Origin of the sequence: Thermococcus sp. 9N3, assembly GCF_012027685.1 — an archaeon.
Taxonomy (GTDB): domain Archaea; phylum Methanobacteriota_B; class Thermococci; order Thermococcales; family Thermococcaceae; genus Thermococcus; species Thermococcus nautili.
Genome location: NZ_SNUV01000001.1, coordinates 884,894 through 910,163 on the forward strand (window position 1 = coordinate 884,894; position 25,270 = coordinate 910,163).

Here is a 25,270-nt window from a genome sequence, read left to right on the forward strand (position 1 = left end):
CCGGGTTGCATAGACATGCAAAGGCATTACTCAAAGAGGGATTTTAAGGTTTTTGGTTTTACCCTCAAATAAAACAACAACCGTAAACCAAAGTTTCACTACCCGATTATAAATGGGGGCTAAGATGACCAAAAATAGTTACCTAAAGTACGGAGGGATAAACATCCCCGTTTACCCCTCCCCGTAAACGTATCGCCTAATCTCGACGTAAAGGTCGTTCAGCACCTTCATGTAATCCGCCTTTCCTTCCTCAATTAGGTCCATGAGCTTCTCAAGCTCCCTCGTGCGCTCCTCGCTCACCAGCTCACGGTACTTGCTGACGAGGTAGTGGTAGACCTTTATGCCCTTCTCCGTCGGAACGAGCTTCTTCCTGCCCCTCGTCTCGACAACGTAGCCGCGCCGTATGAGGGTCTCAACGATTTTCGCGTACGTTGAAGGCCTCCCGATACCGCGCTCCTTCATCAGGGCTATTATGTCGCCCTGCGTGTAGAGAGAAACCTTCGGCGCCTTCCACTTCTTGGACTCAACGACCTTAGGCCTCGCCCCCTGCTCAAGCTTCGGCAGCTGCCTCAACGGCGGGTTTCTGAGTTTCGTCCAGCCGTCCTTGATGATTTCGACATAGCCCTCGAGCTCAACCTTTCCAACGCCCGCGTTTATCACCGCCCTCTCGTGGAGAACGACCGCCGGAACCATCTGGCTCGTCATGAAGCGCCTGAATATCATGTCGTAGAGCCTGTAGTGGTTGCGCGTGAGGTTCCTCGGGAGCTGGATTACGCCGTCGCGGATGAGTTGCATCAACCTGCCCGTGTCGATGGGCCTCGTCGGCCTTATGGCCTCGTGCGTGCCCTCTTCACCCCAGGGCCTCGGCTTGAAGTACTCCTCGCCGAGCTCGCTCGTTATGTATTCTCTGGCGACCTCTATTCCCGCGTTGCTCACGTGGGTTGAATCGGTTCTGTGGTAGGTGATGAGACCCATCTCGAAGAGGTCTTGCGCCAAGCGCATCGTCTCCGGGGCCGAAAGCTTGAGGAAGGTGGAAGCGTCGCGGAGCATTGCATCGGTCGTGTACGGCGGGGCGGGATTGAGCTCCCTCTCTTCGAGCTGAACCTCCTCCACCGTAACGTACTCCGGCGGCTCAACGTCCTTGCCGTCCTTTCCGAGCTCGACCGTTACCTGGAGGTCGTTCTCAAGAGTTAAGCCGAGGAAGTAGACCTCGCTCTCGCTGAACTCCTTATACCTCTCGATAATCCAGCCGAGAACGGGCGTCTGAACCCTTCCGGCGGAGAGGTTCCGGTTCTCGAAGACCCTCTGGAGCTCACCGCTCAGCTCGAAGCCTATCCACCTGTCCTCTATTCTCCTCACAATCTGGGCCTCGACGCGGTTCTCGTTCACGTCTCTCGCCTCTTCGATTGCCTTCAGTATGGCCGGCCTCGTGACCTCGTGGAATTCCGTCCTCTTGATGTTCGGCGTGTAGGGGCTCAGAATGTTCCTTATGTCCCAGGCTATCTTCTCACCCTCAGTATCCGGGTCGGTCGCGATGAGTATCTCGTCGACCTCCTGGGCAATCTCGCGCATCGCGATGACGTTCTCAAGGGCGTCGCGGACGTTAGTGGAGCCACAGCGCGGGCAGATACCTTTCTTCTCCCAGTCAACGAACTGGTAGCCACAGTCACGGCACCGCTTTATGGTGTCGTAGACGGGAATAAACCTGAGCATGTCCTCCTCGCGCTCGATTAGGACGCCGTGGTAGCCCTCGTCGGTGACGAGGTCGAACATGTGCCCCCCGCTCGCGAGAATCGTAAGCTGTCTGTTGCCTATGCTCACCTCGTAGGCGACCAAATCACCGATGCGCCTCTTGCTCGGCCTGCCGAAGAAGTTGGCTATCGTCCTGGCCTTGTTGGGGCTCTCCACAATCATGAGGGCCGATTTGACGAGGTCTTTGACCTTCGAGCTTATCTTGCCCTCCATTACGAGCCTTACCTTCTCCCTGTCCTCGTCTATCTCCCTCAGGAGTTTCTCAAGGTCGAGCTCCTCGAAGGGCACCATCTTGAACTCGGTGAAGCGCCAGCGCATCTGCCTGACAAGGCCGTTGAAGACCTTCTCGTTGTCCACTATTAGGACGCTGAGTCCCTTCGTTATTCCGCCCGCGAAGAGCCTGCTCGTCCTCCCGGTCGCCTGGATGTACGTCCTGACGTCAGGAATCTCGATGAACCACTTGCCCTCTTCCTTCACGAGGCTGACGAAGGGGTCTTCCGCGAGCCTCTTGAGGACGTCCTCCTTCTTCAGGACCTCGCGCAGGAACTCAACCAGCTCGCGGAATACGTTGAGAACCGTCTTGTGGAAGTCGTTCTCGATGGGAAGGCCCTCCGCCAAGGCTTCCTCAATCTTTAGGAGCTCGAACTGCGGGATGTTTCTAATCAGCCTTCTGAGCCTCGCGTGGAGCTTCTCTGCAGTTTTCCTGTCCTCATCGTCAAGGAAGTCCATGACCTCGCCCAGCAGACCGAGGGCGCGGTATATGGTGGGCCTCTCAAGGTCTATGCTAAAGCGGAACTTGGGAACACCCGTGAAGACCGCGTAGCGGATGAGGTGGGGCAAATCCAGACCCCGGACTATCGAGCCGTAGTATGTTGCGACGCCGACCAGATAATCGGCCTCGCCGTTCTCAAACCTCTCAACGGCCTTCTTGTTCTTCGAGCTCGCGAGCTCAACCGCAAAACCTCTTTCCCTGAGGTAGTTCACGAGCTCCTCGGCGTAGCCCAGCCCCTGGTCAATGGGAACGAATATCAGGCCGCCCTTCCCGAGTTTCCTGAGGAGCTCCTCCACGTGCTCCTTAACGTCTTTGCTCGGCTTCAGGTAGCTGTCCACGACGTTCCTCAGCGCGCTCCTTCCGGAACCGACTTCGAAGCCGAGCAGTTCGCGGTAGAGCTTTATCCTGTCGCCCCTTGCCGAACCGGTTGCCGAGGCGATAATCATGATTCCAATGTCGTTCTTCCTCTTGAACTCCTCAATCTCGCGCTGGAGCTTCTCTATGGCCTCGTTGAGCTCCTTCAGCCTCTCATCCCTGTCTTCGGCTCTACCGTTCAGGTATTTGCTCATCTGCTTCTTGAGCCTTATGATTTCCCACGCCTTGCCAATGATTTCCTCGGTGAAGCCTAAGAGGAGGAGAGAGCGGTCTATGTTCTTGCTCGCCTTGAGGAAGGCATCAACGTCGTCAACGAAGATGAAGTCGAAGTGCCTACCCTTCAGCTTCTCGTCGAAGTTCCTGGCTAACCACTGGGCGCTCGTTATGAGTATATCGTAGTCCCCGCTTTCGATTTTGGCGAGCATCTCTTCCTTTTCCTTCTTCCTGAGGTTGCCGTGGTAGTAGGCGAGGTTAACGCTGAGCCCCGTCCTCTCGATTATCGCCTGAACCTTTCTTATGGTCTGGATTACCAGGGGCGTCGTGGGGACGACTATGTAGCTCTTCTTGCCCTTCGTGGCGTAGTAGACGGACATGAACGCTCCAAAGGTGCTCTTGCCCATTCCGGTTGGAGCTATTATTGAGAAGCTCCTTCCCTTGAGGAGCCTTTTGACCCACGTCCTCTGGGCGCTCCAGAACCTAAAGCCAGTGGCCTCCTCGAAGAACTTCTCAACGTCCCTGAGCCCCTTTTCGAGGGAGTAGATTTCCTCCCAGGCCTTGAGCTTCTTTCTCTCCTTGAGCGCCTCTCTCACGGCCTTCACGAGCTCAAAGTAGTCCTCAGCGGTGACGGGATTATCGAGACACTCACCACAGGGGTTCTTCATCACGAGCCTTTCGTCGGAGATTCTACCCGAGCAGTTTGGGCAGGCCTCCCTGTAAATCGCCTTCATATTCCCACCCTCTAAGTTGGTGTTTCGGCTGGTAAGCCCTTATAAGGGTTCCTTTTGGAGGGCGTTTTTGACCCCTTCGTAGGCTTCCCTCAGCCTGCTCACGAGGGGATAATCGTGGAAAACAGCCAACAGCTCATCGAGGGCCTCGCCGAGCGGGTGAAGGTACTCCTCGGCTTTCGTCTCGCGGATAAGTCTTAACGCGCGGAGGAAGAGCATTGCCGTCTCGCTCCCGCTCTCGTCCCTTCTGAGGGAGTTAAAGAGCTCCGTAAGGGTGACCTCAAGCGCCAGCCGGGGGACCTCTGAGAGGTAGGTCCACGCGAGCGATTCGGGATTCAGGGGCCCCTCGCTTCCTGCGTCGAAGTACAGGCCCTTTTCGTAGGTCTCAACCACCGCGGAGACGTGGGGGCAGTTTCCTCCGAGCGGGCAGGTGCAGAGGCTTTCGCCGGTGGAAAGGTCAACCTCGACGTAGTACGGGTACTCCCCCAGAACCTTGGAGTAGAGCCTACCGCCGGCCTTGACGACCCAGAGAACCCTCGCCATCTTTACCACTCCTTGGGGTTAGCCCGGGTGAATTTAAGCCTTTCGGCGAAAGGGTTTTTAACGCCAAGGAATACTATCATCGGTGGTCATCATGAGCGACGTTTTTGAGCTGGCGAGGAGGTATCACGACGAGCTTGGGATAAAGGAGCCGAGCCTGGCCACAATGGCGGCCGAGTTCTTCGACGACCTGGGGCTTAAGATGGCCGACTTCCTCAGGAAGGAGGGCTACAACATCGTGGGCACGAAGTTCATAGACTACGACAAGAGCCTCGTCATGGATGTAACAAAAGGGGATAAGGGCTTCGAGATAACCCTGCGGAAGAGCTAACTCCCGTACTCAAAGGTTATCTCCCTCTTTTCCCCGGGCTTCAGGGTCACCGAGAACTCGACGTAGTCGGCCGTCTCGTCGAGGGGCTGAAGGCTGGCGTAGGTCACCTTACCCCACTTGTGGTGCCGGACGATAACGGTTTTCGTCTCATTCCCGAAGTTCTGGAGGGTTATCCTGATTTTGTAGTGTTTTCCATCGTTGCTCCGCTCGAGGACGGTCGTGGTGCCTTTGAGCTCGTAGTCCCTGCCGATGCCTATCCTGACGGTATCGCCTTTCGGCGTGTGCCCGATTCTCGACTCGCCTATGAAGAGCTCCCCATCCCGAGTTTCCTTGAAAATCTCCACGGTTCCAGCTGGAAGGACTTTGTCCGTCTTGAAGGAAATCGACTCGTAGACGGGCCTCTCACCGCCGTAGGCCCAGCTCTCGTAGAGGTACTCCCTCTCAAAAGGAGCCCTCAGCTCGACGTAGGGGTAGACCATCGTGCTCCCCGCTTTGATGTCCGCAACGCCGAGGCGGTAGAGGTAGAAGGCCTCAACCTTCTCAGGGGAGCCAACCGTTACCTCGCTCGTATCCCCCGCCTTTTCATAAAGGTTCCGCGGCTGGGTGTATGTGGAGTAAAAGCTGACGTCTCCAGCGACTAGGAGAACTTTGGCATCGCTGAACTCCCTGTCGGTGGGGTTCTTTATGACAACGTAACCCCTGAGCTCGGCCTGGTCACCGATGTAGAGCCTGTACCTGCTCTCCCAGCTTATCCCGGAAACGCGGTAGGTGACGCTCACCCTGAACTTCCCGGCCTTCTCCGACCTGAGGACGGCGTAAACGCTCGACCCTCCGAGGTCCTTCGTTTTGAAGTAGGCGACCTCGTTCGGGTTTATCAGATAGTAGCCGTCCCCCTCGACCGCTATTTTCCCGTCCCGGGTTCCGAGGTATTTTCCAGCTATGACCTCCCCGTTCTTCAGGCCGACCTCGACGTCGCTCCCAACTTTGCTCTCACCGCTACCGAAGAGTCCCATGACCGAGACGCCGTCGTCGAGGGGTCTGATGCTAACCTCCGCCAGGTTCAGGCCGGAAAGCTCCTTCAGCGGAACCTCGTTTATCCCTGCCTTCAGCTCCACTTCAAGGGTTCGCTCAACAATCCCAACGCTCGCCGAGCTGTAGAGTGCAACCGTAACGTCGCTCGTCGAGGCCTTCTCCCCCTGGAAGGAGAGGGCAACGAGAACAATGACAACGAGCGAAACGACCAAGGGAAAGAACCTTTTCCTCATATTGTTCACCAATTAACTTTGGCCTTTGTCCTATTTATAGCCTCCCACGGCTTCAACCGGGCTTGAACCAAAACTTTGCAAATGGAAACCCTTTTAACCTTCCCCTCTGAGTGATAAACGTCAAGCTTACGAGGTGATTGAGATGAGCCGTGTCGAAGAGGCAAGGAAGATAATCGAGAAGGCCAAGGCCGAGAACAGGCCCCTCGTTGAGCCCGAGGCGAAGGAGATACTCCGCCTTTACGGCGTCCCGGTTCCGGACTTTAAGGTCGCGACCAACGAGGAGGAAGCCGTTAAGTTCGCCCGTGAAATCGGCTACCCCGTCGTCATGAAAATCGTTTCTCCGCAGATTATCCACAAGAGCGACGCCGGTGGTGTTAAGGTCAACATCAAGAACGACGAAGAGGCAAGAGAAGCCTTCAGGACCATCATGGAGAACGCCAAGAAGTACAAGCCCGACGCCGACCTCTGGGGCGTCATAATCTACAGGATGCTCCCGCTCGGCAAGGAAGTCATAGTCGGTATGATACGCGATCCGCAGTTCGGTCCGGCCATCATGTTCGGTCTCGGTGGAATCTTCGTCGAGATTCTCAAGGACGTTTCCTTCCGCGTCGCCCCGATTACCAAGGAGGAAGCCCTTGAGATGATTAAGGAAATCAAGGCCTACCCGATTCTCGCCGGAGCTCGCGGTGAGAAGCCGGTGGACATCGAGGCTTTGGCTGACATCATCGTCAAGGTCGGCGAGCTTGCCCTTGAGCTCCCCGAGATTAAGGAGCTCGACATCAACCCGATTTTCGCCTACGAGGACGGCGCCGTTGCCGTCGACGCGAGGATGCTTCTCTGAGGGCTTTTTGCCCTTTTTTCTCTGCCTAAATTTTGGAACTTAGCTCAAAGGGCTCGTCCCTTTCAATTCTCTTAGAGTCTTATTGCAACCTGCTGACAGTTCTCGCGAGTCTCATAATATTATGTATCTTTCAATTCTCCTAGAGTCTTATTGCAACTTAAGTAGTTTCTAAACCTAAACCCCACCATCTACGGTCTTTCAATTCTCCTAGAGTCTTATTGCAACGCACGGAGAGCGGAGCATTTAGCGGAAAAATACGACGCTTTCAATTCTCCTAGAGTCTTATTGCAACCACGGAGAGACCAAAGCCGGGGGAGAATGCTTTTAAGCTTTCAATTCTCCTAGAGTCTTATTGCAACTCCGTAACTGCCGACGTTCCGCTAAGCCCGTCCGCGCCTTTCAATTCTCCTAGAGTCTTATTGCAACCTTAACCCCAGAGCAGAAAGAGGAACAACAAAAGCTCCTTTCAATTCTCCTAGAGTCTTATTGCAACCCTCGTGGATAATCTGAAAGAGGGCGTCAAAGACCCCTTTCAATTCTCCTAGAGTCTTATTGCAACCCTTGAGCCGTCCCCGCATCAGCTTAAGGTCCCTCGTCTTTCAATTCTCCTAGAGTCTTATTGCAACCTGAGGGTTCTAGACAAAATCGAGGCTGAGAATCCCACTTTCAATTCTCCTAGAGTCTTATTGCAACCGGGATATTCTGGCGGTGGTAGAGGAGGCCCGGCGTACTTTCAATTCTCCTAGAGTCTTATTGCAACCCTGAGCCTCCGGTTTCCCTCCTCATTCTCCTCCACGTCTTTCAATTCTCCTAGAGTCTTATTGCAACCTATTATAATATAATCCCCGTCCCATATCATGAACTTCTTTCAATTCTCCTAGAGTCTTATTGCAACGAGCTGATTATCCAAGAGCTGAAAGAGAATCCTGAGCCTTTCAATTCTCCTAGAGTCTTATTGCAACCGACGTTTCCATTGCTGACGACGCGAATCTCGTTGACTTTCAATTCTCCTAGAGTCTTATTGCAACAAGGCTCTCGCGGCAGAGCTCGGATACTCGGAAAGGCACCTTTCAATTCTCCTAGAGTCTTATTGCAACATGGGTGGAGAAGAGAGGAAAGGGGGGCGTTATCCTTCTTTCAATTCTCCTAGAGTCTTATTGCAACCCGCTGTCGTCGTGGCCAGGGAGCTTGGCGTTTTGACTTTCAATTCTCCTAGAGTCTTATTGCAACTGGACATCTACAGCTTCCGCGACCTCTGTAACCTTACTTTCAATTCTCCTAGAGTCTTATTGCAACGGGAACTTATGCTGAGGACTTGTATGCATTGATTCCGCCTTTCAATTCTCCTAGAGTCTTATTGCAACAGGAGAATGTCATCTAATAAGTCCTCGCTGATGTCGACTTTCAATTCTCCTAGAGTCTTATTGCAACCAGAGGAGGCCCTTATCAATAAGCTACGTGCTCAGAGCTTTCAATTCTCCTAGAGTCTTATTGCAACAGGGCGCGAAATTCATTCTTTCGCCCAACAAAGAGAGAAGACCTCTCGATATTTAAGCCTTTCCGGAGATTGGTGCTAATTTCGAAGGTCTTGTTAGTCGTGGTTGAGGGAATAAACCCACTTACAAAGGTGGCGATGCCGTCTTTTACCCGATTTGTATCAATCCCGGAATAAGTACTGTCAAATGCCGAGGGGTTGGCGCCAGCGATTTCTTAGAAGCTGATATAAAATCTCCTTTTATGAAAAACGGTCAGATTTAAACAGTGATTGGGCGAATCTGGACCAGGCACACCTTTATCTCAGTATTTGGAAGGAAATTTGGAATGGATTGCAACAAAAATATAACAATATGTTCCAGTTTTTTAGCGCATAAAAATCGATTTCCTGGTGATATTGGGGAAGGTTTTTGCGCTTTCTCCGCTATGGTGGTCGCTATCCAAAATCAGAGCGTTCTGAGCGTGATGCATCGGAAAAGTTAAAATTCCTCGACCTAAAACTTTGATGGTGGTCCCATGTACATTATCGTGGTCTACGACGTTAACGTGAAGCGCGTTAATCACGTGAAGAAGTTTCTCCGCCAGCACCTTCACTGGGTTCAGAACAGCGTCTTCGAGGGCGAGGTCACACGCGCTGAGTACGAGCGCATCAAGGCCGGGCTGAAGGAGATAATAAATGAACGCGAGGATTCGGTGGTAATCTACCGCCTCCGTTCAGAGCCCCTCCGCGACGTCCTCGGAACGGAGAAGAATCCGATGGAGGATATTATTTAAAACCAAGCCACCAGCGGTTCATACTCCTTCACCCCAACGAGGTGCTTGATGAGCTTGTAAGCCTCAAGACGAATTAACCTTTTCTTCGTGACGTTCCTCTTCAGCTCTGGATGTTTAACGCTTTTCGTGAGCTCCTTCTCGTACTCGGAAAGGACCTTCTTCATCCCCTCCTTCGTCAGGAGGACGCCGTTGAGCTCCTCCCGGAAGTGCTCCTTCGAGAGCATTCTCTTGGTTACGAGCCTCGTCGCGAGCCTGTCCGCTACAATCGGCTTGAAAATCTCGCTCAGGTCGAGGGCAAGGGAGAACCTCCTTTCCCCGGGCTCGTGAAGGTAGCTGACGGTTGGAACCAGCTGGGTGTTGTAGAGCTCGCTCACAATGGTCGCGTAGAGCCTTGAGTTGAGGAAGCTTATCAGGGCGTTCATCTCGTTCTTCGGCGGTCTACGAGTGCGTTTGACTATCTTAAAGCCCTCTGGAAGGTGTTCGTCCCATCTCGAATAGTAGGCCTCGCGAATCCTCGCCTCGACGTTCATGACCTCGGTTATCTTCCGTGCCCCCTCAAGTTCCTCTAGGAGTTCCCTCAGCTCCTCAGAGAAGCCATCATTAACTTTCCAGCGCCTCAGGTTCCGCTCCATGTTGAGGGCGCTTCCCCTAACGAAGAGCCTCGCCAGTTTGAGGCGCTTCTCTCGGTCGAGATAGTGCTCGGCCTGCCTGATGACCAAATCCCCTGAGTTGAGGCTTTCCCTGGGGTAAAAGCTCCCATCGTAGTGGCCGTAGTGGTTGAAGAAGTGAACCGCTATCCCCTTCTGGGCCAGATAATGGAGGGCCTGAGAGGTTATCGTCACGTGTCCATAGATGTAGAGGTCATAAATTCCTTCGACGGCGAGGGGCTTCCTGCCGCGTTCGTTCTCGAAGTAGAGGGTGTTCTCCCGTCTGAAAAGCGTTCCGTCCGAGAGCAGGGTTAAGGAGCGCTTCCTCATGTGACCACCTCAAACCCAGCAGAGTTCGTAGTAGGCGCATTTGAGGCACTTCTTTGATTTAACGGGCTTCGGTGGAGCCGGGAGAGATTTAACCCGCTCAACTTCTTTTATCGCCTTCTCGATTTCACCCTCTCTGCCGTCGAGAGTTACCTCTTTTGTCTCGTTGAGCTTCGGGTAGTGGAGGACGGCCTTTGCCTTTATGCCAAGCTTTTTGAGGTAGTAGAGGTAGTAGAGCGCCTGCATTTCGTGGGCCTTCTCCATGCTTTTGCCGAGCTTGACCTCGTGAACCTCTATGGTATCGCCCCGCCGAATGAAGTCAATCTTTATGCTCCCAACGAGGACTTCCTTCTCCTCGTTTGCGTAGCGCTGCTCGTGAAGGAACCTGCCGAAGTCAACCCACTCGTTCTCCTGCTCCATTGTGATGCCCTTCGCGAAGTACCAGAGCTTCGTCGGGCAGATGAAGAGGTAGTTTATCTCTGTGCCGGTGATGAGGAGGTCGGTGGTGGGATATTCCTCGGAGCTCACATTATGTCCCCTCCTTCCCTCGGTTCCCGCTGGAGGCCCAGTTCCGGGCTGTACTCGAGCTCCGCAACCAGTACGTACTTCCCCGGCCCCCTGTCAGAGAGCCTGTGAAAGGCGTCACTTTCACTCAGGTACAGCCACATTGGAACCGGCACGAGGTAGCGGTAAACCTCGATTGACCGCCCGTGGTTAATCAGCTCCAAAACCCTGTCCTGATAGACCCCGGGAACCGCCTCAAGGCCGTGGAACATCTCATAGAATCTCCTCTCGCTCTCCCTGCCCTTCAGAGGCTTTAGGCCCCTGAACAGTTCGAGGGCCTGCTCCCTGTACGTTAACACCTCCTCCGTGAGCTTCTTCGCCGGAGGTTCATACGCACAGGTAACGAGTTCTGGAACCAAGGATTCGAGGAGAGGTTTTCCGTTGAGCTCCTCGAGGAGTTTGAGACTCTCCTTCACGACCTCTATCGGGTATATCTTTTTGTCTCCGTCTCCACCTTTCGTCAGGATATGGACGTCCCGCGGTTCTCCAAATCCCCTCCTGTTCACCCTGCCGAAGCGCTGAATGAGTGCATCGAGGGGAGCAGGCTCGGTGATTATCGTCGAGAAGCTTATGTCGAGCGAGACTTCAACTACCTGCGTCGCAACAACGACATCGTAGTTGTTCAGGTTTGCGAGGAGATTCCTCTCCTTTTCCTCCCTGTCTCCATAGGTGAACCTGCTGTGGAGGAGCATGACGTTGTGGTCCTCGCTCAGGCGGGAATAAACCTCCATCGCCCTCGATACGGTGTTGCAGGCAATTAAAACGGGGCCATCCGCCGGAACTTCGGCGAGCAGTTCTTCAACCTCGTCCATTGAGCCGTCTATAACGTTCACGCGGTGCCTCGTGAATCTGTCAGCCTCTTCAGGAGGAGCGGTTAACAGTTTGGGGTTGAGGACCTCGCTAAGGAGTTCCTCAAGGAACTCGGGCAGGGTTGCGCTCATTACGAGGGTTCTGGTCTTTCTATTCTTCAGCAGTTCAAGCATCGCGAGGATTATCCCTAGGACGTTCGGCTCGTAGGCGTGAATCTCATCGAAGATTAGGAGCGAACCAGTTAGCTCCATCAGGCCCATCTCAGGGAAGCCGACGCCGAAGAAGGGCTTCATGAGCTGGAAAGGCGTTGTAACCTTGAGGGGCGTGTAAATCTTCCGGTAAAGCGAGGAGAGGCGCCTGTATTCAAGCTCTGAGGAGTAGAGGTAGAAGGCTGAAGAGCTGTGCAGAACCCCAACGAGTTCGGGCTCGCGGAAGAGCGCCAAAAGGCGCGAGTGCATGGCGTTTATGCTGGCCTTGTAAGGGAGGACGTAGAAGATTCTGCTCGCCACTCCCTTCTTGGTTCGGAAGGCGTTCCTGTCGGCCCAGAGGAGGGAAGCCTCGGTTTTACCATAGCCCGTGGGTGCGCGGAGGATTAGGTTGCCCTCAGTTTCTCCCGCCTGCCTCTGGAGGGGCCTCCAGCGCTCGGGCGGAACCCTTGCCTCAACGGCAGTTCTTATGTCAGACAGCAGGCGAACGGCAAGCTCACCGGCTGAAGCGAGGTGGTCGGAGGCGTTGAGGATTCCACGGAGGAAGACTAGCTCGTTCCAGTACCTTTGGGAGTTCCGCTCATACCAAGTTAGCAGGGAGTCGAAGTCGTAGTTCATAATTCGCTCGGCCCAGTCTTCCAGGGGGTTGAAAAGGCCCTTCCGCCTTCCGAAGAAATACAGCTCCCAGTAGGGAACACGTTCAAAGAAAATGCCCTCAATGTAGTCCCTGTTCTGGAGGAGCTCCTCCACCCTGTCCTCGAACTCCGCACGGTGTTCCCCGCTGGGCAGTATCTCTTCAAGCTCGTCGAGGGTCCTGTGGTGGGTGAGGATTGCGAGTGCAATGAGGTTTCTCTCGTCCTCGGGAAGGTCGAGGAAGGCCGTAAATGGTGTCGAGAGTATCTCGTGCCGATAGCCCCACTTTCGGGGGTCCCTCTGGAACCCGCTCGCACACTTGCCGAGGTCGTGGAGAAGAACGGAGTAAAAGGAAAGCTCCCAGATGCGGGGGAAGAACTCCTCAAGCCACTTGAACGCCCCTTTCATGCTCCTCAGCACGTTTATCGCGTCGTTGGTATGGCACTCAAGGAAATCGTGCGGAAGGAACTTGGCGTAGCAGACCCTCATTCGCGCCACCTGTGGAGGTAAACGCCGACCCCAAGTTCCTCGTCGTAGGGGAGCTTCAGCCTCGGCGCTTTGCCCCTTGGAAACGGCAGGACTACGAAAGGTCTGACGAGCCTTGCCTTCCTCGGCGTTACCGAATAGTCGTACTCGACGACGAGGGTGTGAACGACGCCGGGAACTCCGAGGCTCACCGGAAGGACGGTCCCGCCGACCAGGGCTTCCCTTTCCTCCAGACTAACCTCTTTTATCTCCTCAACCGTCGCCACGTCGCTCGAACGGCCGAGGAGGAGCTGATACCTTGGCCTTCTGAAGTGCTCCGCCCACTCATCCGGGAGGTAGAGGTAAAGCTCGGCGTTGTAGAGGAATTCGCGCCTCATTATGTCCGTCTCGACCTTTCCGAGGGCGTAGATTTTTTCGAGGTCAAAGCCTTTACCTTCGCTCCTGAAGACGTAGCCGACGTAGGGGAGCTCGGTTAGGTAGACAGGCTCACCCTTCGCCGCCGAGAGGATTCCCTGAACCGTTGAGGGTGGGGGAACCGGTAACGTCGGCTGATGGCCCGATTGAAAAGTGGGATAGCGGAAGGAAGCAGTCCACGCCCTCAGTTTGACCCGTATCATGGGCTCACCCGTAGTAGGCTTCAATTTCCTTAGCGAACTCCTCTATCGCCTCCCCAACGGTGCCTATAAAGACCTCAACGCCGGCTTTTTCCAGTGTCTTGGCAATTTCATTGACGTCCCAGCCGAGGGAGCGGGTGAAACCCTCGTCGTAGCCGATGTAGAGCCTCGCGTTCTTGGGGATGACCTCTTTGAGGTCTTTGAGCCTCTTCGCAAGGGCCCCGGCGTCGAAGCGGATTTCACCCCTCTCCTCGAAGACGAGGTCGCTTATGAAGGGGTTTATGCCGGCATCTACGTTGAGGAGCAGGACTAACTTTGGAGTTACGTCAGTGTGGTACTGGCTCTGCTTGGCCCCGCCGGTCAGGAGGCGAAGGGCCTTGATGGCCTCGGTGGCGCGCTTCTTCCGGATTTCCGGAGGCATAACCCACTCTTTTCCAGTTCTCTCGACGCCGAGTTCTTCAGCTATGCGCTCCATCTCCTTGATTTCATTGACGACGTCCTCAGTGCCCTTCTTTGGATTGCCCTTCTTGTCCTTTGGAACGTCGTCCCACGTGAGGAGGTTCTTGAAGCCGGCCTTGCTGATGATTGTGAACCGTCCGACGGAGTCGAGGTCGAGCGAAAAGGCCCCCTTGAAAACCGTCGAGTAGAACTCCTGGCTGTAGGGAACGGGGTCCCCTTCATGCCTTGATGCGTAGCCCTCGTCAACCGTCACGGAGCTTCTATCAGGCAGTATCGAAATCAGGGGCGTGTTCTTGAGGGGCGAGACCCTCGTGACGGTGACGTTAACCCCACCCTTCTTGAAGGCTCTCATGTAGCCGAAAACATCGTCGTCCGGGTACTTGAGCGGATTCGCCGCGGTGAAGACCTGCTTCTGCTCGCGGTAGAGCGGGGAGAGCTCCCAGTTGAAGTGCTCCTTGAGGGTAAAGCGCCACCAGTAGCGCCAGGCCTGTGGCGAGACGTAGGGGTAGCGCTTTCCTCCCCTTCTGAAGGTCTTAACCCTCGTGACGTTCCTGTCGGCGAGGCTCTCATCGATTCCGAGCATGTTCAGAGCGGAGTGCGGTGCGTCAATCAGCACCATTCCGGTTGCAAACCTCATTCTTCCACCTCCCCAAGGCCGTAAATCCCAACGTCCTCAATTTCTTCAGCTTCTCCGGCCTCCTCGGCCTCTTCTGAGGCCTTCATCAGGCGGTCGTGGAGCTTCTCATAGACCCTGAAGAGGAGCAGGTGCTTGACGGTCCTCCACGAGACGTTAAGGTCCTCGCCGTAAGATGTTAGAACCGTCGCGAACTCGTCAAAGGTCATCAGGGGCTTCTCTATCCCAAGCCTCTGGCGGAGCTTTTCGAGGTTCACGAAGAAGGCCTCGAACTGGTAGAGCTTCTCCGCCTTCTCCAGCTCCCTGACGCGCCTCGAAAGCTGGTTGTCGGGGAGCTTCTCCAGCGTTTCGACAATCCTATCGCCAACATCTCTGATAAACTCCAGAGCTTCCTTATCCAAACCCAACACCTCCGAACAGTAGAAAGACAAAAGCGACCATTTCGCGTTCGCACGGCGGTTTTTCACATCGATAAAGTAGGGCAAAATGCTCTCCTCGGCCAAGAGCCTGGCGTAGACCTCGTTGGCGTAGCTCCTCTCGTACTTCTCAAACTCCTCCTCGGCCGGCCGTTTGCGCCAGCCCATAGCCACAATCCTCTTCCAGCCCTTTGGGTCCTCCCTGCTCGCGTGGGCGATGAAGCGTAGGACGGGCGTTGGAACGTGGATTATCGTAACGTCTGGGCTTTTGTTATTGACAACGAAATAGTAAAGCGTTATTGACGCGTTGGCCCAGAGGTCGTCACGCTCCGTCTTCCTCGTCAGCTCTCCGAGGAGGTGAAACAGGAAGTTCTCCGGCCTCTTGAAGTCCCTCGCGTTCGAGGCGAGGAAGTTCTTCCTGACGTCGTTTAAGGCTTCTCTATGGAGTTCGAGCATGAGCTCGTAGGGGTAGGTGTGCATCACGAGAACCCTTCCCCCGACCTTGTAGGCGACCAGTGGAAGGAACTGGACGAGAAAGAGGCAGTGGGCGCAGACGTTGAGGCCGTCCTTGGCGGAAGGGAAGTAGTTGGGGACTCCTCCAGTGCCGACCAGCGGGAAGTCGGAGCGGTAGACAGGTTTTGGACGGGAGTGTCTCCTACCGCAGATTTCGCAGATTGGCGCGTTGGGGTCTTCGGACTCCTCGAGGAGACCCCTGAGGTTCTTGGCTATTGCCTCTGGAGTTCTCCTCTTCGCCATGCTCGGGTTGGCCATCAGGATTCCACTGTTGGGGAGCATCATCGCGTGAATGTAGCCGGAACTCCACTCCTTGCGCGCGTAGAGCTTTGAGGCAAAGTCTATTGCCTTCTCGATGTCCTCTTCTGTGAGTTCCTCCGGAGAGTTCTTTCTGTTTATGAGGAGCAGTGCAACGAGACCGGCATCCACAAAGGGGTGTCCAGTCCAAGTGAAGAGGGCTCTGAATTTTCTGGTTTTTCCATCACCACGTGGAGATTTTGTTTGAGTGGGGTTGTTCAAGAATCGAGCGAGTGAAGTTTCCCTTCCGATTATTCACACCTCCCTTCCAGCGCTTTTTCTTCGGCTCGTTTCGCCCATCCACCTTCACCATCCCGAAGCCAATCGAGTTCTTCTCCCCAAAGCCAACGAGGTAGCCAACGCGGAGGAGCTCTTCACTGCCCATTGCCCTGAAAACGAGGTGCCATGCCCTCTGGTACACCCCGGGTTTCACCTGGAGGCGCTTGGGCTTGGCAAGGAGAACTTTGAATTCAACGTCCTTCTCTTCCGGAACCTTCCCGTAGAGGGCCACGTACTTGTCAATCAGGTTCTCTCGAATGTTCTCATAGAATTCCGGCTCGGTTGGATTGAGGTCGTAGCGTTTAAGCCTGCCGAACTGGGGCTTTAGGGTAGTCACGGCAATAGGAGACAGAGTTATCATCTTTCTGCCAGCAAGTTTGTTCGGTTCAGATATTGCTTTTACTTCCTCGACGGTAAAGTTTTCACCCCACAGTTCAACCTCTGGGTCCTGGAGGAGCCCTCCAATAAACGCCTCTGCGATTTCAGGGATGGCAGTTGAAAAATAGAAATAACCCCTGCGGTAGCCGTGAAAATAGGGTTTGTCTTCAAGAAAATCCCGCTTCTCAGCCATAAACAGGGAGAAAGTAAAGAACTTGGGAACCTTGGGATTGTGGAGCTTAAGGCTAAGGTCGGGGCTGGTGCGCTGAATTCGCCGGTAGACCAACCCCTGAAGGTAGTGAAGATGATTAAAGGGCACTTTAAACGGCTCACTCTGGGGCGTTAACCTTATTACAAACCGCAAGATACCACCCCACGTACGATAGGGAATAGGAATCAGAGAAAGGTCAGGGTCGAAGCTTATAAATTTTTCCATGTTTATGAGTAGAAACCTCAAAAACGTTAAGGGGTTTGGAGCCGGGACCGGGATTTGAACCCGGGTGGAAGGGATCTGCAGTCCCTCGCCTCGCCTCTAGGCTATCCCGGCATTGACCCAGAGAAGTTAATGGCGCCGCGGCGGGGATTTGAACCCCGGTGGGCACCGCCCACCGGCTTAGCAGGCCGGCGCCCTACCAGGCTAGGCTACCGCGGCACAGCACCCAGGTTATATGAGCCGGGGAGGGTTTTTAAGTTTTTTGGCGGGGCAAAGCTTTTACATCCCTGGGACAAGTCATCCCCAATGGTGGAGCTCTTCAACTCCAAGCTCTGCGCAGTTTGCAAGGGCCGGAAACTCCTCTGCGGAAGGCCAACCTGCCCGATTCTCGAGCGCTTTAGGGTAGCCCGTACTGTGGAGCAGAAGCTCAACAGGCGCCACCTCTTCGGCTCCTCCCCACCGAGCGTATTCGTCGGCGAGTACGGATACCCAAAGGTTAGAATCGGCCCGCTCGTTCCCCCGATAGAGGGTAACACCAGCCACCTTGACAGTCCATTGAAGTGGGAGAACAAGACGATTCGCGATATTCTCTACTACCGCTCCCTGCTCGTCATGGGCGAGACGAAGGCCGATGTGAACGTAAGGAAGAGCGGGAGGATTCTGAGCGAGGTTCAGGAATTGGCGATGTCAGTGAAACCGGTGGACAGTGAGATAATCCTTAAGAGGAAACCCGTGCTCAAGGTTCTGCCGAGCGAATTCGCCCCGCCCATCGGACCTAAAGCGGAACTCCTCGACTTCGAGCTGACCGAGAACCCGAAAATCCCAAGGAGAACCGACTACGTGGTGAGCGACGAGCTGAAGGCTGAGCAGGCCATAATGCGCCTCTACAACTGGGGCTTCGACGAGTACTACATCATAAGGCTACTCTCGGCGGGCCTTCTTGGAATTGAAAGGAAGCTCGTCCCGACGCGGTGGAGCATCACAGCGGTTCAGGACACCATAGGCAAAAACCTGAGGCGCGAGATTCTGCACTACCCGGAGATAAACGACTACGAGGTTTACTTTTACCGCTTCCTCGGCAACCGCTACGTAGTTCTGCTGATGCCCCAGTCTTACGCCTTCGAGCTTTTGGAGGTCTGGCTGAAGGGTTCGCTCTTCGGTAGCGAGAAGCCGAGCGTGATTCACGACTACGAGGACTTCCGCGGGAGGAAGGAGTACGTCAAGGAAACGGCTGGCGCCTATCATGCCGCCCGCTTGAGCGTCCTCGAAGCCCTCAGGGCGAGAAGGAGGCAGGCGCGGGCTGTCGTCTTCAGGGAAGTTACGCCCGAGTACTACGCCCCCGTCGGCGTCTGGCAGATTCGCCTCGGCGTGAAGAAAGCTTTGAACAATCCAATCGGCCGCTTCGAGACGCTCAACGAGGCCCTCGAAGCGATACGGAGAAGGCTTGAGCACCCCTTCGAGGAGTACCTCAAGAGGAGCTACATCTTAGGAAGCCTCGCGAGGCAGAAGACGCTCGACGAATGGCTCGGAAGGAATTTATACCGGATTGACCAATGAAGCCCGGTGAATGATGACCGCTCCATCCCACTGAGCGGTGATGAGTGCACGTCAGGCTGACACCGGTGGTGGAAATGAGAAAAAAGCTCGCCCTCATAAGCCTCGACGGAAACGGCGTTTACAACCTCAAGCACATGCCGTTCCTGAGCGAGTTGGTAGAAACCGGGAGCTTTGCTGTCGTGGATTCCATCTTCCCGACGCTGACGGATTTGGTGCACACGAGCGTGATGACCGGGGTCTGGCCGAGGGACCACGGCGTCGTTGAGAATGGCTACTACGACAGGCTAACGGACAGGAAGGTGAACTTCTACGACTACGAGGTCGCCTTCAATCCCCATAAGGTTATCAAGGCCCCGACAATCGTTGATATACTTCGCCAGAGGGGAGTTAGAACGGCGAGTGTTTCGGGCTACACGATGCCCCCCTTCAGCGGAACCGACGTGAGGATTTTTCCTCCCTTCTTCGCGAGCGACAAGATGTACCGCAATCACGGGCGCGACTGGAGGAAAGACGTGTGGGTTCTAAACTCGGCTCTCTACCTCTACGAGGAATGCAAACCTGACCTGCTTCTCGTCCACTTCGCCTCTATAGACGGAATGAGCCACGACCACGGGCCGTTGAGCGAGGGTGCGCTTAAGGCCGTTGAGACGGTTGATACCGCAGTTAGAACCCTCTGGGAGCGCCTCAAGGACGAGTACGCCTTCATAATCTTCGCCGACCACGGGCAGGAGGAGGTTCACACGTGGGTGAACCTGAAAACCTATCTCAGAAAGCACGGGATTGAAACGCTCCGCGTTTCCTCCGGCGGAGGAGTTCACGTCTATTTGAGGAACCCGAATGAGGCAGAGGAAGCCTTTGAGGTGCTGAGGAGAGCGCCGGGTGTTAAGGCCGTCTTCTTCCGCGAGGATTTGCCCCATCTCAACAGCCCGAACAGCGGGGAGCTGATTGTCTCAGCGAAGCCCGGCTACTGGTTCTGCTCCCACAGGATGTGCAAGGGGATAAAGGGGGCAAGCCACTGGGTCAGGGGAATGCACGGCTCGATGAATGAACCGGTGATAAAGGTCCCGCTGATTCTCTGGGGGTTTGAGGAGGTTAACCTCGAGGAACCGAGCCTCATGGACATAGCGCCGACGGTTCTGAGGTTCTTCGGAGTTGAGAAGCCGGGAAACATGGTGGGGAAGAGTTTGATATAACTGAGATAGGTGGAGCGGACGTGGAGCTAAACCTCCACATTGATGATACAACGCTTTCGGACATGACTTCCGGTGGCCTGAGGGAACCCTCTGAAGTGTTCAGGATAGGGCAGGAGATTGAGGTAGAACCCGTTATCGAGACCACCATAGACAAAGTGGAAGTTCTGAAGAATGCCACCCCTTCAATCGAGCCCCGGGACGACGAGGGAACGTATAGAGTAGTCGCCAGAATTCTCGGCGGATACGCGCGAACCATACCACCTGAAGCAGGGCAGGAAGTGCCGTGCGATAATGGAGAGGAGGCAACCTACTGGGGAGTGGTTTACCTGGTTGTGGACTTTGGGGTTCTCTCCAGGGCAGTGATAAATTTTCCAGTCCGCTGTCGGCTTTGCAGAGCAGGCAGGAAATCGTTTGTATATGCGCCAATCGAGGAGGAACTTACGGGGGAGATTATCTTCAAACGAGGTGAGTACGTAAAAATAACGGGCCGGCTCTCGCCCGTGCTTTTGGACTTCTGGGAGGGCGCCATCACTGTAAGACCATTTAGGGGCGTTATCAGGGGATTCAGACTTTTGCCCGGAAACGGCGGGATACTGAGAGTTGAGGTTACTGGGAAAGGAAAGCCTCTGCAGGTAAAGGGTGGCGGTCGAATGGTCTTCGACGACTTCGCCTACGACAGCTATTACGCCAGATTTTCACTGAGAATCGATAAAGATAGGGACTCATTCAGGGTGAGGTTTAGTGAAGTCTGAATGCGGCATAAAGCATCGGCATGATTCCAACTTGTGGGGGCTTTATCTGGCCGGCGGGCGTACAAAAAGCGTTAACCTCCTACCTTTTCCGAAAGGATTTTAATGGTCTCATCGGCGCTAAGAACTTCAACTTTGCCCTCTATCATGTCCTTAAGGTCTCTCTCAAAGGCTTTCAACGTTTCCCTGTCTATTTCATCACCCTCTGATAGGTTTTCGACGACCATCTTGAGTAACATGGTCCTTAAGTCCTCCAGTTCTTTCTCTATGCGCTCTATTTTCCGGAGGAGCGTATGAGGGTTGATAACCTCACTCATTCTCTCACCGATTTGGGATAGGCCCTGGAGGTTAAATGGTTTTCCCGGTGCCGTTTTGCACCTGATGAATCCTCCGATACAGGGTGTTTACAAAGACAGAAAAGACCTTGAGAAGAGCCTCAGGGAGCTGAGGGAAGAATGGGAGAGGTTTCTACGTCTCCCAATTGGTTTGGGCCTTTCTCCTTTAACTCAAAAACTCAGAGCCACTCAATCTTCACTTTATCCTCAACACTCTTGAACTCATCGTCCCCCGTTAAGAGTACCGCATCGAGGTCTATCGCTGTGGCGGCGGCGAAGGCATCTGCATAGCTCAACTTGTGGAAGGCTTTTATCCGACCGGCCATTAAAGCGAGCCTTTCATCCGCAATGATGAACGTTATTGGTTCCCGCTTTAGAAGCGCTATCGCAATATTGGCCACATCAACGCCCTTTCGCCTTGAAAGAACGTAGTAAACTTCTCCCACATTAACAACGTTCATGTATAGCCCAACCTTTCCTTCCTTCCCGAGGTTAAGGTATTCTTGAACCTTCTCGGCCGCAGGCTCGTCGTTTATATAGGCAAGAATTGCATGGCTGTCCAGGACGACTTTCATGGTCAGTCCTCCGGCTCCTCCTCTTCTGCTCTAATCTCCCTTAGAATCTCCTTAGCGGGTTTTTCGAACTTCACAAGCCCCCTGAGTTTTAGGCCTTTCTTTATCGGAACTATCACAATCTCGTTCCCAAAGTCAAGAACCTCAAGTTCATCGCCCTCTTTGATGCCGAACTTCTCACGAATGGCCTTGGGTAAGACTATCTGGCCCTTCGAAGAAACTTTTACGGTTGTCATCTTACTACCACCAAAATAATCTTACCCACAAAGCATAAAAACATTTGGAAATCAACAGAGAGAAACATGGGAAGGGGACATGCCCAGTGCAGGTTTAGAATACCCTTTCTACGTCAACTTTGTCGAAATCCTTATCGTTTGACAGGATTGTCCTTATCCCATGGGCCCTCATAGTGGCGTAATGAAGGGCATCGTCGAAATCGAGCTTTTTGCATCTTTCGGCATTTCTAAGGATTTCCATGGTTAAGGGAACTACTTCAATTCCCAAATCCAGAAGTATATCAGTGATGTTCAACTTAGTCTTTTGCCTCCTAAACAGAATATAAAGTTGCCATACTGTAAGGGCTGAAGTTATCATGTTCCCGCTGTATCGCTCGAGCAGGTCTCTCGCACGCTCTCCGAACTCCTCGTTTGCTGTGAGGAAATAATACAGAACATTCACGTCAACGTAAACCTTCACAGCTCATCCCTCAGAAGTTGCTCTGTTTTCTCCTCAATTAACTGGTCAATCTCTTCCGCACTTAGATTTTCACCCTTGAATATTCCGTAGTACTTCCTGATTTTTTTGCGAACCGGGATAAGAACTATCTCATCCCCCCTTTCCTCAACGTAGAAAGAGCTGGTCCCAAATTTCTTCCGCAGGGATGCTGGGAGATATATCCTTCCATTCTTGTCTACTTTGACAATTTCAGTTGTCATATTAAATCCTTGAATTTTGGAAATTAAATAGTTTTTGGCAACAACAGAAGAGGTAATAGACAACTGAAGAGAGAATGGTAAAAGAAGCCTCCAGCCCTCAGCGGGAGGACTGGGCAATCCTCTCGATTTCTTCCTTCTTGCTGTAGGCGAAGCTCTTCGGGTCCTTGTTGGCGGCGGCAATGATTTCCTCAGCCAGGGCCTGGGCGTATGTGGTCTTGTTGCGGTAGCACTTGATGCTAGCACCGAGGGCGATGTTCTTGAGGGCGATGTCGAGCCTCCTGAGCGGGGAGACGTCAACGGCCATGTGGTAGCGGATTCCACCGAAGGCGATGGTGGTCGTGTCCTCCCTCGGGGCGGAGTTCTCGATGGCCCTTATGAGAACCTGAATCGGGTTCTGCTTGGTCCTGCGCTCGATAATCATGAAGGCCTCCTTGACGACCTCGTAGGCCTTCATCTTCTTGCTCATTATCGAGCGGTGTTCCCTTCTCATGAAGTGACCGCCGGCCTTGTAGTGGCTGGCACCGCTCCTCATGACCTTGTTGATGAGCCTCTCGACGATGTGAACCTGGGCCTTGCCGAAGGGCTTCTTGGCGTGCCTGCCGTGGCTGTGCGGGAGGATTCTCGCGTCGAGGTTTATGTAGGGCCTCAGCGAGGGGTCGTTGACGACGACGTCCTCAACGCTCCAGCGCCCCATGACCTTAAGCTCCTTCGGGATGAAAAAGCGCTCGGTGAGCGGCTTGGCCATTCTCCTTCACCTCCTCGGCTTCTCCTTCCTTCCCTTGACGAGCTCCTTCAGTGAGACCCTGTTGACCTTGACGACCTTGTAGCGGATTCCTGGGATATCACCCATCGAACCGCCCTTAGGACCGCCGATTCCCTCGATGATGACCTCGTCGTGCTCGTCGATGTGGTTTATTGCACCGTCACCGGGGGTGAAGGCGGTGACGACCTTACCGTTCTTGATGAGCTGAACACGAACCGCCTTACGCATTCCCGAGTTCGGCTGCTTGGCCTCGACGGCTATCTTCTCAAGGACGATTCCCCTGGCCTGCGGAGCGCCCTCGAGCGGGTCGCTCTTCTCCTTGAGCCTGAGGACTCTCCTCTTGTAGCGAATGTCGCTCCAGCGGAACTTCTTCCTCTTGAGCTTGAGCTTTCTACCGGCAAATTCACCATACGGAGCCTTCTTTCCGGGCATGAACATCACCTCAAATTATAATCACGTCGTGAATGCCGTGGTGTCTCTCCATCAACTCTTTCACGAGGTTTATGTTCTGGCCGCCCCTTCCGATTGCGCGAGGCTTGTCGCGCGGGCCGATGTCGAGGAGGGCGACCTTCTTACCGTCCTTCTTCTCGGTGATATGAACCTTTTTAACCTTAACCCCGAGGCTCTTATAAATGTTCCTCAGGAACTCCTCCGGGTTCTCGGAGTGCTCTATGAGCTCGATGTCCTTGCCGAGCATGTTCTGGACGCGCTTGACGTTCGCGCCTTTCTTTCCAAGGGCGAGACCCATCTCACCCTTCTTGATGACGTAGATGAGCCTGTTCCTGTTGGTGTCGATGAGGCAGTCGAGCACTGTTGCCCCGGTCATGCTCTCGAAGAGCGCTATGTACTTTATCTGGTCGGTGTTGAGCTTGAGCGGCATCACTCCTTACCCCCGGCAAGGGCGAGTATCTTGCTCTCGCCCGGGTCGATTATCGCGAGGGCCGAGACGGTGTGGGGCCTTCCGAGGAGGGTTCCGAGCTCGACGCTGGTCCCCTCAAACTCGTAAACCGGGATTCCGCTGAGCTTGGCGTAGTAGTAGATGTCCTCCTTGATGTCCGGCCTCGCGTTCTTAGCGACGATAATCATCTTTGCCCCGCCGACCTTGGCGTAGTGGATGCTCTTCTTGGCTCCCATAACTATCTTACCCGTGTCCTGGGCCTTCCTAAGCTCAAAGGCGAAGTCAACCATTAACTACACCTCCCTACTCCCTTTTCGGTCTCAGGGGGAGATTCATTGCCAGCTTGACGATTCCCGTACCCACGGGAACGGGCTGGCCGATGAGGACGTTCTCAACGACACCGTTGAGCGGGTCTGTCTCTCCCCTTTCGGCGGCCTCGAACAGGTGCTGGGTCGTAATCTCGAAGGCCGCCCTTGCTAAGACGCTCGCCTTCTCCCCGACGACACCGTGCCTGCCTATCGGCAGGATGACGCCGTCGAGGGTCATCATGTCGGCGACGAGCATGATGTGCCTGACGTCAACCTCAAGACCCTGCTCGCGCATCGTGTTGACGATTTCCTCGATGATTGCGTTGCGAGCTGCCTCAATGCCAAGCACTTCCGCAATCTCGTGGATGTTATTGGTTCTCGTCCTGGTCGGGTCGACACCAGGAACCTTGAGGACCTGCTTGAAGTTCGAGCCCTCGGTGTATATCACGTACTCGTCGCCTTCCTTCCTTATGATGGTCTTTCCGACGCCCGAGAGACCCTTAAGGCGGTGCTTTTTAACCTTTTCGGCAAGCTTTCTCAGGTCTGAGAGCTTCGTTACCTTCTTGGGCCTCACTATGAGCGTGTATCCCTCAACCTCGAATTCGGCGCTCTTGAATGAGCTCTCAAGCTTCCTCTTGACCCTCTCCATGTCGAGGCCGGCCTTCTCAAGCCTCTCGGGGTCAATCTCGACGATGAACTCGAAGTTGAGGATGTCTATCGTCTCCTCCCTCGCGAGGTTCTCAAGGGTCGTTCCCTCGATGCGCCTCGCAACCTCAAGGGCCTTCTCGCGGTCATAGCGGTGCTTCTCGTCGAGGTAGACGGTCATGATTGGGGTCGATGGGTTCTTTCTGGCGTCAACAATCTCGATAATCCTCGGCAGACCGAGGGTAACGTTGATTTCCGCGACACCCGCGTAGTGGAAGGTGTTGAGGGTCATCTGGGTTGAAGGCTCACCTATTGACTGCGCCGCGACGGTTCCTATCGCCTCTCCCGGCTCAACGAGGGCGTTCTGGTACTCCTTGACGGTTTCCTCGATGATTGCCTCAACCTCGGCCTTCTTGAGGTCGTACTTCTCGTTGTACTTCACGAGCTTCTCGTAGAGCTCCTCCTTAACGCTCGCCGGAAGGTCGGCCTTCTCGACGAGGTTCTTTATGGTTCTCTCGGAGACCATGAGCA

The 25,270-nt window shown here is 54.3% G+C and carries 26 protein-coding genes, 2 tRNA genes and 1 CRISPR repeat array; of the genes, 6 read left to right on the forward strand and 22 right to left on the reverse strand.

Annotated elements, in window-relative coordinates; all coding sequences use genetic code 11:
* Nucleotides 1-171: 171 nt before the first annotated feature.
* Both rgy and E3E30_RS04965 read right to left on the reverse strand, forming a co-directional pair.
* Entirely contained in the window at nucleotides 172-3,846 is a 3,675-nt protein-coding gene (rgy, locus tag E3E30_RS04960; protein WP_167728620.1) for a reverse gyrase, read from the reverse strand.
* Between the two features lie 39 nt (nucleotides 3,847-3,885).
* A complete protein-coding gene (locus E3E30_RS04965; protein WP_167728967.1) occupies nucleotides 3,886-4,386 on the reverse strand; it encodes an SWIM zinc finger family protein in 501 nt (166 codons plus the stop codon).
* A 91-nt stretch (nucleotides 4,387-4,477) separates the two neighbouring features.
* Here E3E30_RS04965 and E3E30_RS04970 point away from each other — a divergent pair, with 91 nt between their 5' ends.
* Nucleotides 4,478-4,714 (forward strand): hypothetical protein, encoded by a 237-nt coding sequence (locus tag E3E30_RS04970; RefSeq protein ID WP_042689027.1) that lies wholly within the window; start codon nucleotides 4,478-4,480, stop codon nucleotides 4,712-4,714.
* Here E3E30_RS04970 and E3E30_RS04975 read toward each other — a convergent pair.
* On the reverse strand, nucleotides 4,711-5,979 hold the full coding sequence (locus E3E30_RS04975; RefSeq protein ID WP_167728968.1) for a DUF4139 domain-containing protein: 1,269 nt from the start codon (nucleotides 5,977-5,979) through the stop codon (nucleotides 4,711-4,713). The two genes, E3E30_RS04970 and E3E30_RS04975, sit on opposite strands and share 4 nt — an antisense overlap.
* Before the next feature lie 142 nt (nucleotides 5,980-6,121).
* On the opposite strand from E3E30_RS04975, the gene E3E30_RS04980 reads away from it, so the two are divergent.
* Entirely contained in the window at nucleotides 6,122-6,820 is a 699-nt protein-coding gene (locus E3E30_RS04980; protein WP_167728621.1) for an acetate--CoA ligase family protein, read from the forward strand.
* 59 nt (nucleotides 6,821-6,879) lie between these two features.
* Nucleotides 6,880-8,318: a CRISPR direct-repeat array (repeat unit 30 nt; unit sequence CTTTCAATTCTCCTAGAGTCTTATTGCAAC).
* Nucleotides 8,319-8,830: 512 nt separating this feature from the next.
* Nucleotides 8,831-9,088 (forward strand): CRISPR-associated endonuclease Cas2, encoded by a 258-nt coding sequence (cas2, locus tag E3E30_RS04985; protein WP_167728622.1) that lies wholly within the window; start codon nucleotides 8,831-8,833, stop codon nucleotides 9,086-9,088.
* Here the strand turns inward: cas2 and cas1b are convergent.
* The 9 genes from cas1b to E3E30_RS05030 all read right to left on the reverse strand — a co-directional run bounded on the left by cas1b (nucleotide 9,085) and on the right by E3E30_RS05030 (nucleotide 17,003).
* Nucleotides 9,085-10,065 carry a type I-B CRISPR-associated endonuclease Cas1b gene (gene cas1b / locus E3E30_RS04990; RefSeq protein WP_167728623.1) on the reverse strand — a complete coding sequence of 327 codons (981 nt, stop codon included), beginning with the start codon at nucleotides 10,063-10,065 and terminating at the stop codon, nucleotides 9,085-9,087. The two genes, cas2 and cas1b, sit on opposite strands and share 4 nt — an antisense overlap.
* 9 nt (nucleotides 10,066-10,074) lie before the next feature.
* Nucleotides 10,075-10,590 carry a CRISPR-associated protein Cas4 gene (gene cas4, locus E3E30_RS04995; RefSeq protein WP_167728624.1) on the reverse strand — a complete coding sequence of 172 codons (516 nt, stop codon included), beginning with the start codon at nucleotides 10,588-10,590 and terminating at the stop codon, nucleotides 10,075-10,077.
* Nucleotides 10,587-12,764: a CRISPR-associated helicase Cas3' gene (cas3, locus tag E3E30_RS05000; RefSeq protein WP_167728625.1), complete on the reverse strand. Its 2,178-nt coding sequence runs from the start codon at nucleotides 12,762-12,764 to the stop codon at nucleotides 10,587-10,589. Before cas3 ends, cas4 begins: the two co-directional genes overlap by 4 nt.
* Nucleotides 12,761-13,378, reverse strand: coding sequence for a type I-B CRISPR-associated protein Cas5b (cas5b, locus tag E3E30_RS05005; protein WP_167728626.1), 618 nt, complete (start codon nucleotides 13,376-13,378; stop codon nucleotides 12,761-12,763). The genes cas3 and cas5b overlap by 4 nt, the downstream gene beginning before the upstream one ends.
* Nucleotides 13,379-13,382: 4 nt before the next feature.
* On the reverse strand, nucleotides 13,383-14,471 hold the full coding sequence (cas7i, locus tag E3E30_RS05010) for a type I-B CRISPR-associated protein Cas7/Cst2/DevR (protein ID WP_167728627.1): 1,089 nt from the start codon (nucleotides 14,469-14,471) through the stop codon (nucleotides 13,383-13,385).
* Nucleotides 14,468-15,826, reverse strand: coding sequence for a type I-B CRISPR-associated protein Cas8b1/Cst1 (gene cas8a1 / locus E3E30_RS05015; RefSeq protein ID WP_346765897.1), 1,359 nt, complete (start codon nucleotides 15,824-15,826; stop codon nucleotides 14,468-14,470). Before cas8a1 ends, cas7i begins: the two co-directional genes overlap by 4 nt.
* A gap of 52 nt (nucleotides 15,827-15,878) precedes the next feature.
* The gene (gene cas6, locus E3E30_RS05020) at nucleotides 15,879-16,715 is read right to left on the reverse strand and encodes a CRISPR-associated endoribonuclease Cas6 (protein ID WP_167728628.1); all 837 of its coding nucleotides are present in this window, start codon (nucleotides 16,713-16,715) and stop codon (nucleotides 15,879-15,881) included.
* Between the two features lie 108 nt (nucleotides 16,716-16,823).
* Nucleotides 16,824-16,898, reverse strand: a tRNA-Cys gene (locus E3E30_RS05025).
* 19 nt (nucleotides 16,899-16,917) lie between these two features.
* Nucleotides 16,918-17,003 (reverse strand) — tRNA-Ser (locus E3E30_RS05030).
* Between the two features lie 87 nt (nucleotides 17,004-17,090).
* Between E3E30_RS05030 and E3E30_RS05035 the strand changes: the two genes are divergently transcribed.
* The 3 genes from E3E30_RS05035 to E3E30_RS05045 all read left to right on the forward strand — a co-directional run bounded on the left by E3E30_RS05035 (nucleotide 17,091) and on the right by E3E30_RS05045 (nucleotide 20,286).
* The gene (locus E3E30_RS05035; RefSeq protein WP_167728629.1) at nucleotides 17,091-18,341 is read left to right on the forward strand and encodes an Nre family DNA repair protein; all 1,251 of its coding nucleotides are present in this window, start codon (nucleotides 17,091-17,093) and stop codon (nucleotides 18,339-18,341) included.
* A 74-nt stretch (nucleotides 18,342-18,415) separates the two neighbouring features.
* Entirely contained in the window at nucleotides 18,416-19,534 is a 1,119-nt protein-coding gene (locus E3E30_RS05040; protein ID WP_167728970.1) for an alkaline phosphatase family protein, read from the forward strand.
* Nucleotides 19,535-19,554: 20 nt separating this feature from the next.
* Nucleotides 19,555-20,286 (forward strand): hypothetical protein, encoded by a 732-nt coding sequence (locus E3E30_RS05045; RefSeq protein WP_167728630.1) that lies wholly within the window; start codon nucleotides 19,555-19,557, stop codon nucleotides 20,284-20,286.
* 71 nt (nucleotides 20,287-20,357) lie between these two features.
* Here E3E30_RS05045 and E3E30_RS05050 read toward each other — a convergent pair whose 3' ends face one another.
* The 10 genes from E3E30_RS05050 to rpoA2 all read right to left on the reverse strand — a co-directional run bounded on the left by E3E30_RS05050 (nucleotide 20,358) and on the right by rpoA2 (nucleotide 25,265).
* On the reverse strand, nucleotides 20,358-20,600 hold the full coding sequence (locus tag E3E30_RS05050; RefSeq protein WP_167728631.1) for a hypothetical protein: 243 nt from the start codon (nucleotides 20,598-20,600) through the stop codon (nucleotides 20,358-20,360).
* A gap of 197 nt (nucleotides 20,601-20,797) precedes the next feature.
* Complete coding sequence (locus E3E30_RS05055) at nucleotides 20,798-21,193, reverse strand: type II toxin-antitoxin system VapC family toxin (protein WP_042689002.1); 396 nt, start codon at nucleotides 21,191-21,193, stop codon at nucleotides 20,798-20,800.
* 2 nt (nucleotides 21,194-21,195) lie between these two features.
* Nucleotides 21,196-21,426: an AbrB/MazE/SpoVT family DNA-binding domain-containing protein gene (locus E3E30_RS05060; RefSeq protein ID WP_042689001.1), complete on the reverse strand. Its 231-nt coding sequence runs from the start codon at nucleotides 21,424-21,426 to the stop codon at nucleotides 21,196-21,198.
* Nucleotides 21,427-21,520: 94 nt separating this feature from the next.
* The gene (locus E3E30_RS05065) at nucleotides 21,521-21,886 is read right to left on the reverse strand and encodes a PIN domain-containing protein (RefSeq protein ID WP_042688998.1); all 366 of its coding nucleotides are present in this window, start codon (nucleotides 21,884-21,886) and stop codon (nucleotides 21,521-21,523) included.
* Nucleotides 21,883-22,125, reverse strand: coding sequence for an AbrB/MazE/SpoVT family DNA-binding domain-containing protein (locus E3E30_RS05070; RefSeq protein ID WP_206205067.1), 243 nt, complete (start codon nucleotides 22,123-22,125; stop codon nucleotides 21,883-21,885). Before E3E30_RS05070 ends, E3E30_RS05065 begins: the two co-directional genes overlap by 4 nt.
* Before the next feature lie 97 nt (nucleotides 22,126-22,222).
* Entirely contained in the window at nucleotides 22,223-22,870 is a 648-nt protein-coding gene (gene rpsG, locus E3E30_RS05075) for a 30S ribosomal protein S7 (RefSeq protein WP_042688994.1), read from the reverse strand.
* Between the two features lie 6 nt (nucleotides 22,871-22,876).
* Complete coding sequence (locus tag E3E30_RS05080; RefSeq protein ID WP_042688992.1) at nucleotides 22,877-23,320, reverse strand: 30S ribosomal protein S12; 444 nt, start codon at nucleotides 23,318-23,320, stop codon at nucleotides 22,877-22,879.
* Nucleotides 23,321-23,330: 10 nt separating this feature from the next.
* The gene (locus E3E30_RS05085) at nucleotides 23,331-23,768 is read right to left on the reverse strand and encodes a NusA-like transcription termination signal-binding factor (RefSeq protein WP_099210127.1); all 438 of its coding nucleotides are present in this window, start codon (nucleotides 23,766-23,768) and stop codon (nucleotides 23,331-23,333) included.
* Nucleotides 23,768-24,076, reverse strand: a complete 309-nt coding sequence (locus E3E30_RS05090) for a 50S ribosomal protein L30e (protein WP_167728632.1) — start codon at nucleotides 24,074-24,076, stop codon at nucleotides 23,768-23,770. Before E3E30_RS05090 ends, E3E30_RS05085 begins: the two co-directional genes overlap by 1 nt.
* Nucleotides 24,077-24,089: 13 nt before the next feature.
* On the reverse strand, nucleotides 24,090-25,265 hold the full coding sequence (gene rpoA2 / locus E3E30_RS05095; protein ID WP_167728972.1) for a DNA-directed RNA polymerase subunit A'': 1,176 nt from the start codon (nucleotides 25,263-25,265) through the stop codon (nucleotides 24,090-24,092).
* Nucleotides 25,266-25,270 lie beyond the last annotated feature (5 nt).

What these genes read in the sequence shown, in the direction of transcription:
- rgy (WP_167728620.1), bottom strand. Translation starts at nt 3,846, where the DNA reads ATGAAGGCGATTTACAGGGAGGCCTGCCCAAACTGCTCGGGTAGAATC.
- cas5b (WP_167728626.1), bottom strand. Translation starts at nt 13,378, where the DNA reads ATGATACGGGTCAAACTGAGGGCGTGGACTGCTTCCTTCCGCTATCCC.
- cas7i (WP_167728627.1), bottom strand. Translation starts at nt 14,471, where the DNA reads ATGAGGTTTGCAACCGGAATGGTGCTGATTGACGCACCGCACTCCGCT.
- E3E30_RS05050 (WP_167728631.1), bottom strand. Translation starts at nt 20,600, where the DNA reads ATGAGTGAGGTTATCAACCCTCATACGCTCCTCCGGAAAATAGAGCGC.
- cas2 (WP_167728622.1), top strand. Translation starts at nt 8,831, where the DNA reads ATGTACATTATCGTGGTCTACGACGTTAACGTGAAGCGCGTTAATCAC.
- E3E30_RS04965 (WP_167728967.1), bottom strand. Translation starts at nt 4,386, where the DNA reads ATGGCGAGGGTTCTCTGGGTCGTCAAGGCCGGCGGTAGGCTCTACTCC.
- E3E30_RS04970 (WP_042689027.1), top strand. Translation starts at nt 4,478, where the DNA reads ATGAGCGACGTTTTTGAGCTGGCGAGGAGGTATCACGACGAGCTTGGG.
- E3E30_RS05080 (WP_042688992.1), bottom strand. Translation starts at nt 23,320, where the DNA reads ATGCCCGGAAAGAAGGCTCCGTATGGTGAATTTGCCGGTAGAAAGCTC.
- E3E30_RS05085 (WP_099210127.1), bottom strand. Translation starts at nt 23,768, where the DNA reads ATGCCGCTCAAGCTCAACACCGACCAGATAAAGTACATAGCGCTCTTC.
- cas3 (WP_167728625.1), bottom strand. Translation starts at nt 12,764, where the DNA reads ATGAGGGTCTGCTACGCCAAGTTCCTTCCGCACGATTTCCTTGAGTGC.
- E3E30_RS05055 (WP_042689002.1), bottom strand. Translation starts at nt 21,193, where the DNA reads ATGAAAGTCGTCCTGGACAGCCATGCAATTCTTGCCTATATAAACGAC.
- cas1b (WP_167728623.1), bottom strand. Translation starts at nt 10,065, where the DNA reads ATGAGGAAGCGCTCCTTAACCCTGCTCTCGGACGGAACGCTTTTCAGA.
- E3E30_RS05035 (WP_167728629.1), top strand. Translation starts at nt 17,091, where the DNA reads ATGGTGGAGCTCTTCAACTCCAAGCTCTGCGCAGTTTGCAAGGGCCGG.
- rpsG (WP_042688994.1), bottom strand. Translation starts at nt 22,870, where the DNA reads ATGGCCAAGCCGCTCACCGAGCGCTTTTTCATCCCGAAGGAGCTTAAG.
- E3E30_RS04980 (WP_167728621.1), top strand. Translation starts at nt 6,122, where the DNA reads ATGAGCCGTGTCGAAGAGGCAAGGAAGATAATCGAGAAGGCCAAGGCC.
- rpoA2 (WP_167728972.1), bottom strand. Translation starts at nt 25,265, where the DNA reads ATGGTCTCCGAGAGAACCATAAAGAACCTCGTCGAGAAGGCCGACCTT.
- E3E30_RS05040 (WP_167728970.1), top strand. Translation starts at nt 18,416, where the DNA reads ATGAGAAAAAAGCTCGCCCTCATAAGCCTCGACGGAAACGGCGTTTAC.
- E3E30_RS05070 (WP_206205067.1), bottom strand. Translation starts at nt 22,125, where the DNA reads ATGACAACTGAAATTGTCAAAGTAGACAAGAATGGAAGGATATATCTC.
- E3E30_RS05060 (WP_042689001.1), bottom strand. Translation starts at nt 21,426, where the DNA reads ATGACAACCGTAAAAGTTTCTTCGAAGGGCCAGATAGTCTTACCCAAG.
- E3E30_RS04975 (WP_167728968.1), bottom strand. Translation starts at nt 5,979, where the DNA reads ATGAGGAAAAGGTTCTTTCCCTTGGTCGTTTCGCTCGTTGTCATTGTT.
- E3E30_RS05090 (WP_167728632.1), bottom strand. Translation starts at nt 24,076, where the DNA reads ATGGTTGACTTCGCCTTTGAGCTTAGGAAGGCCCAGGACACGGGTAAG.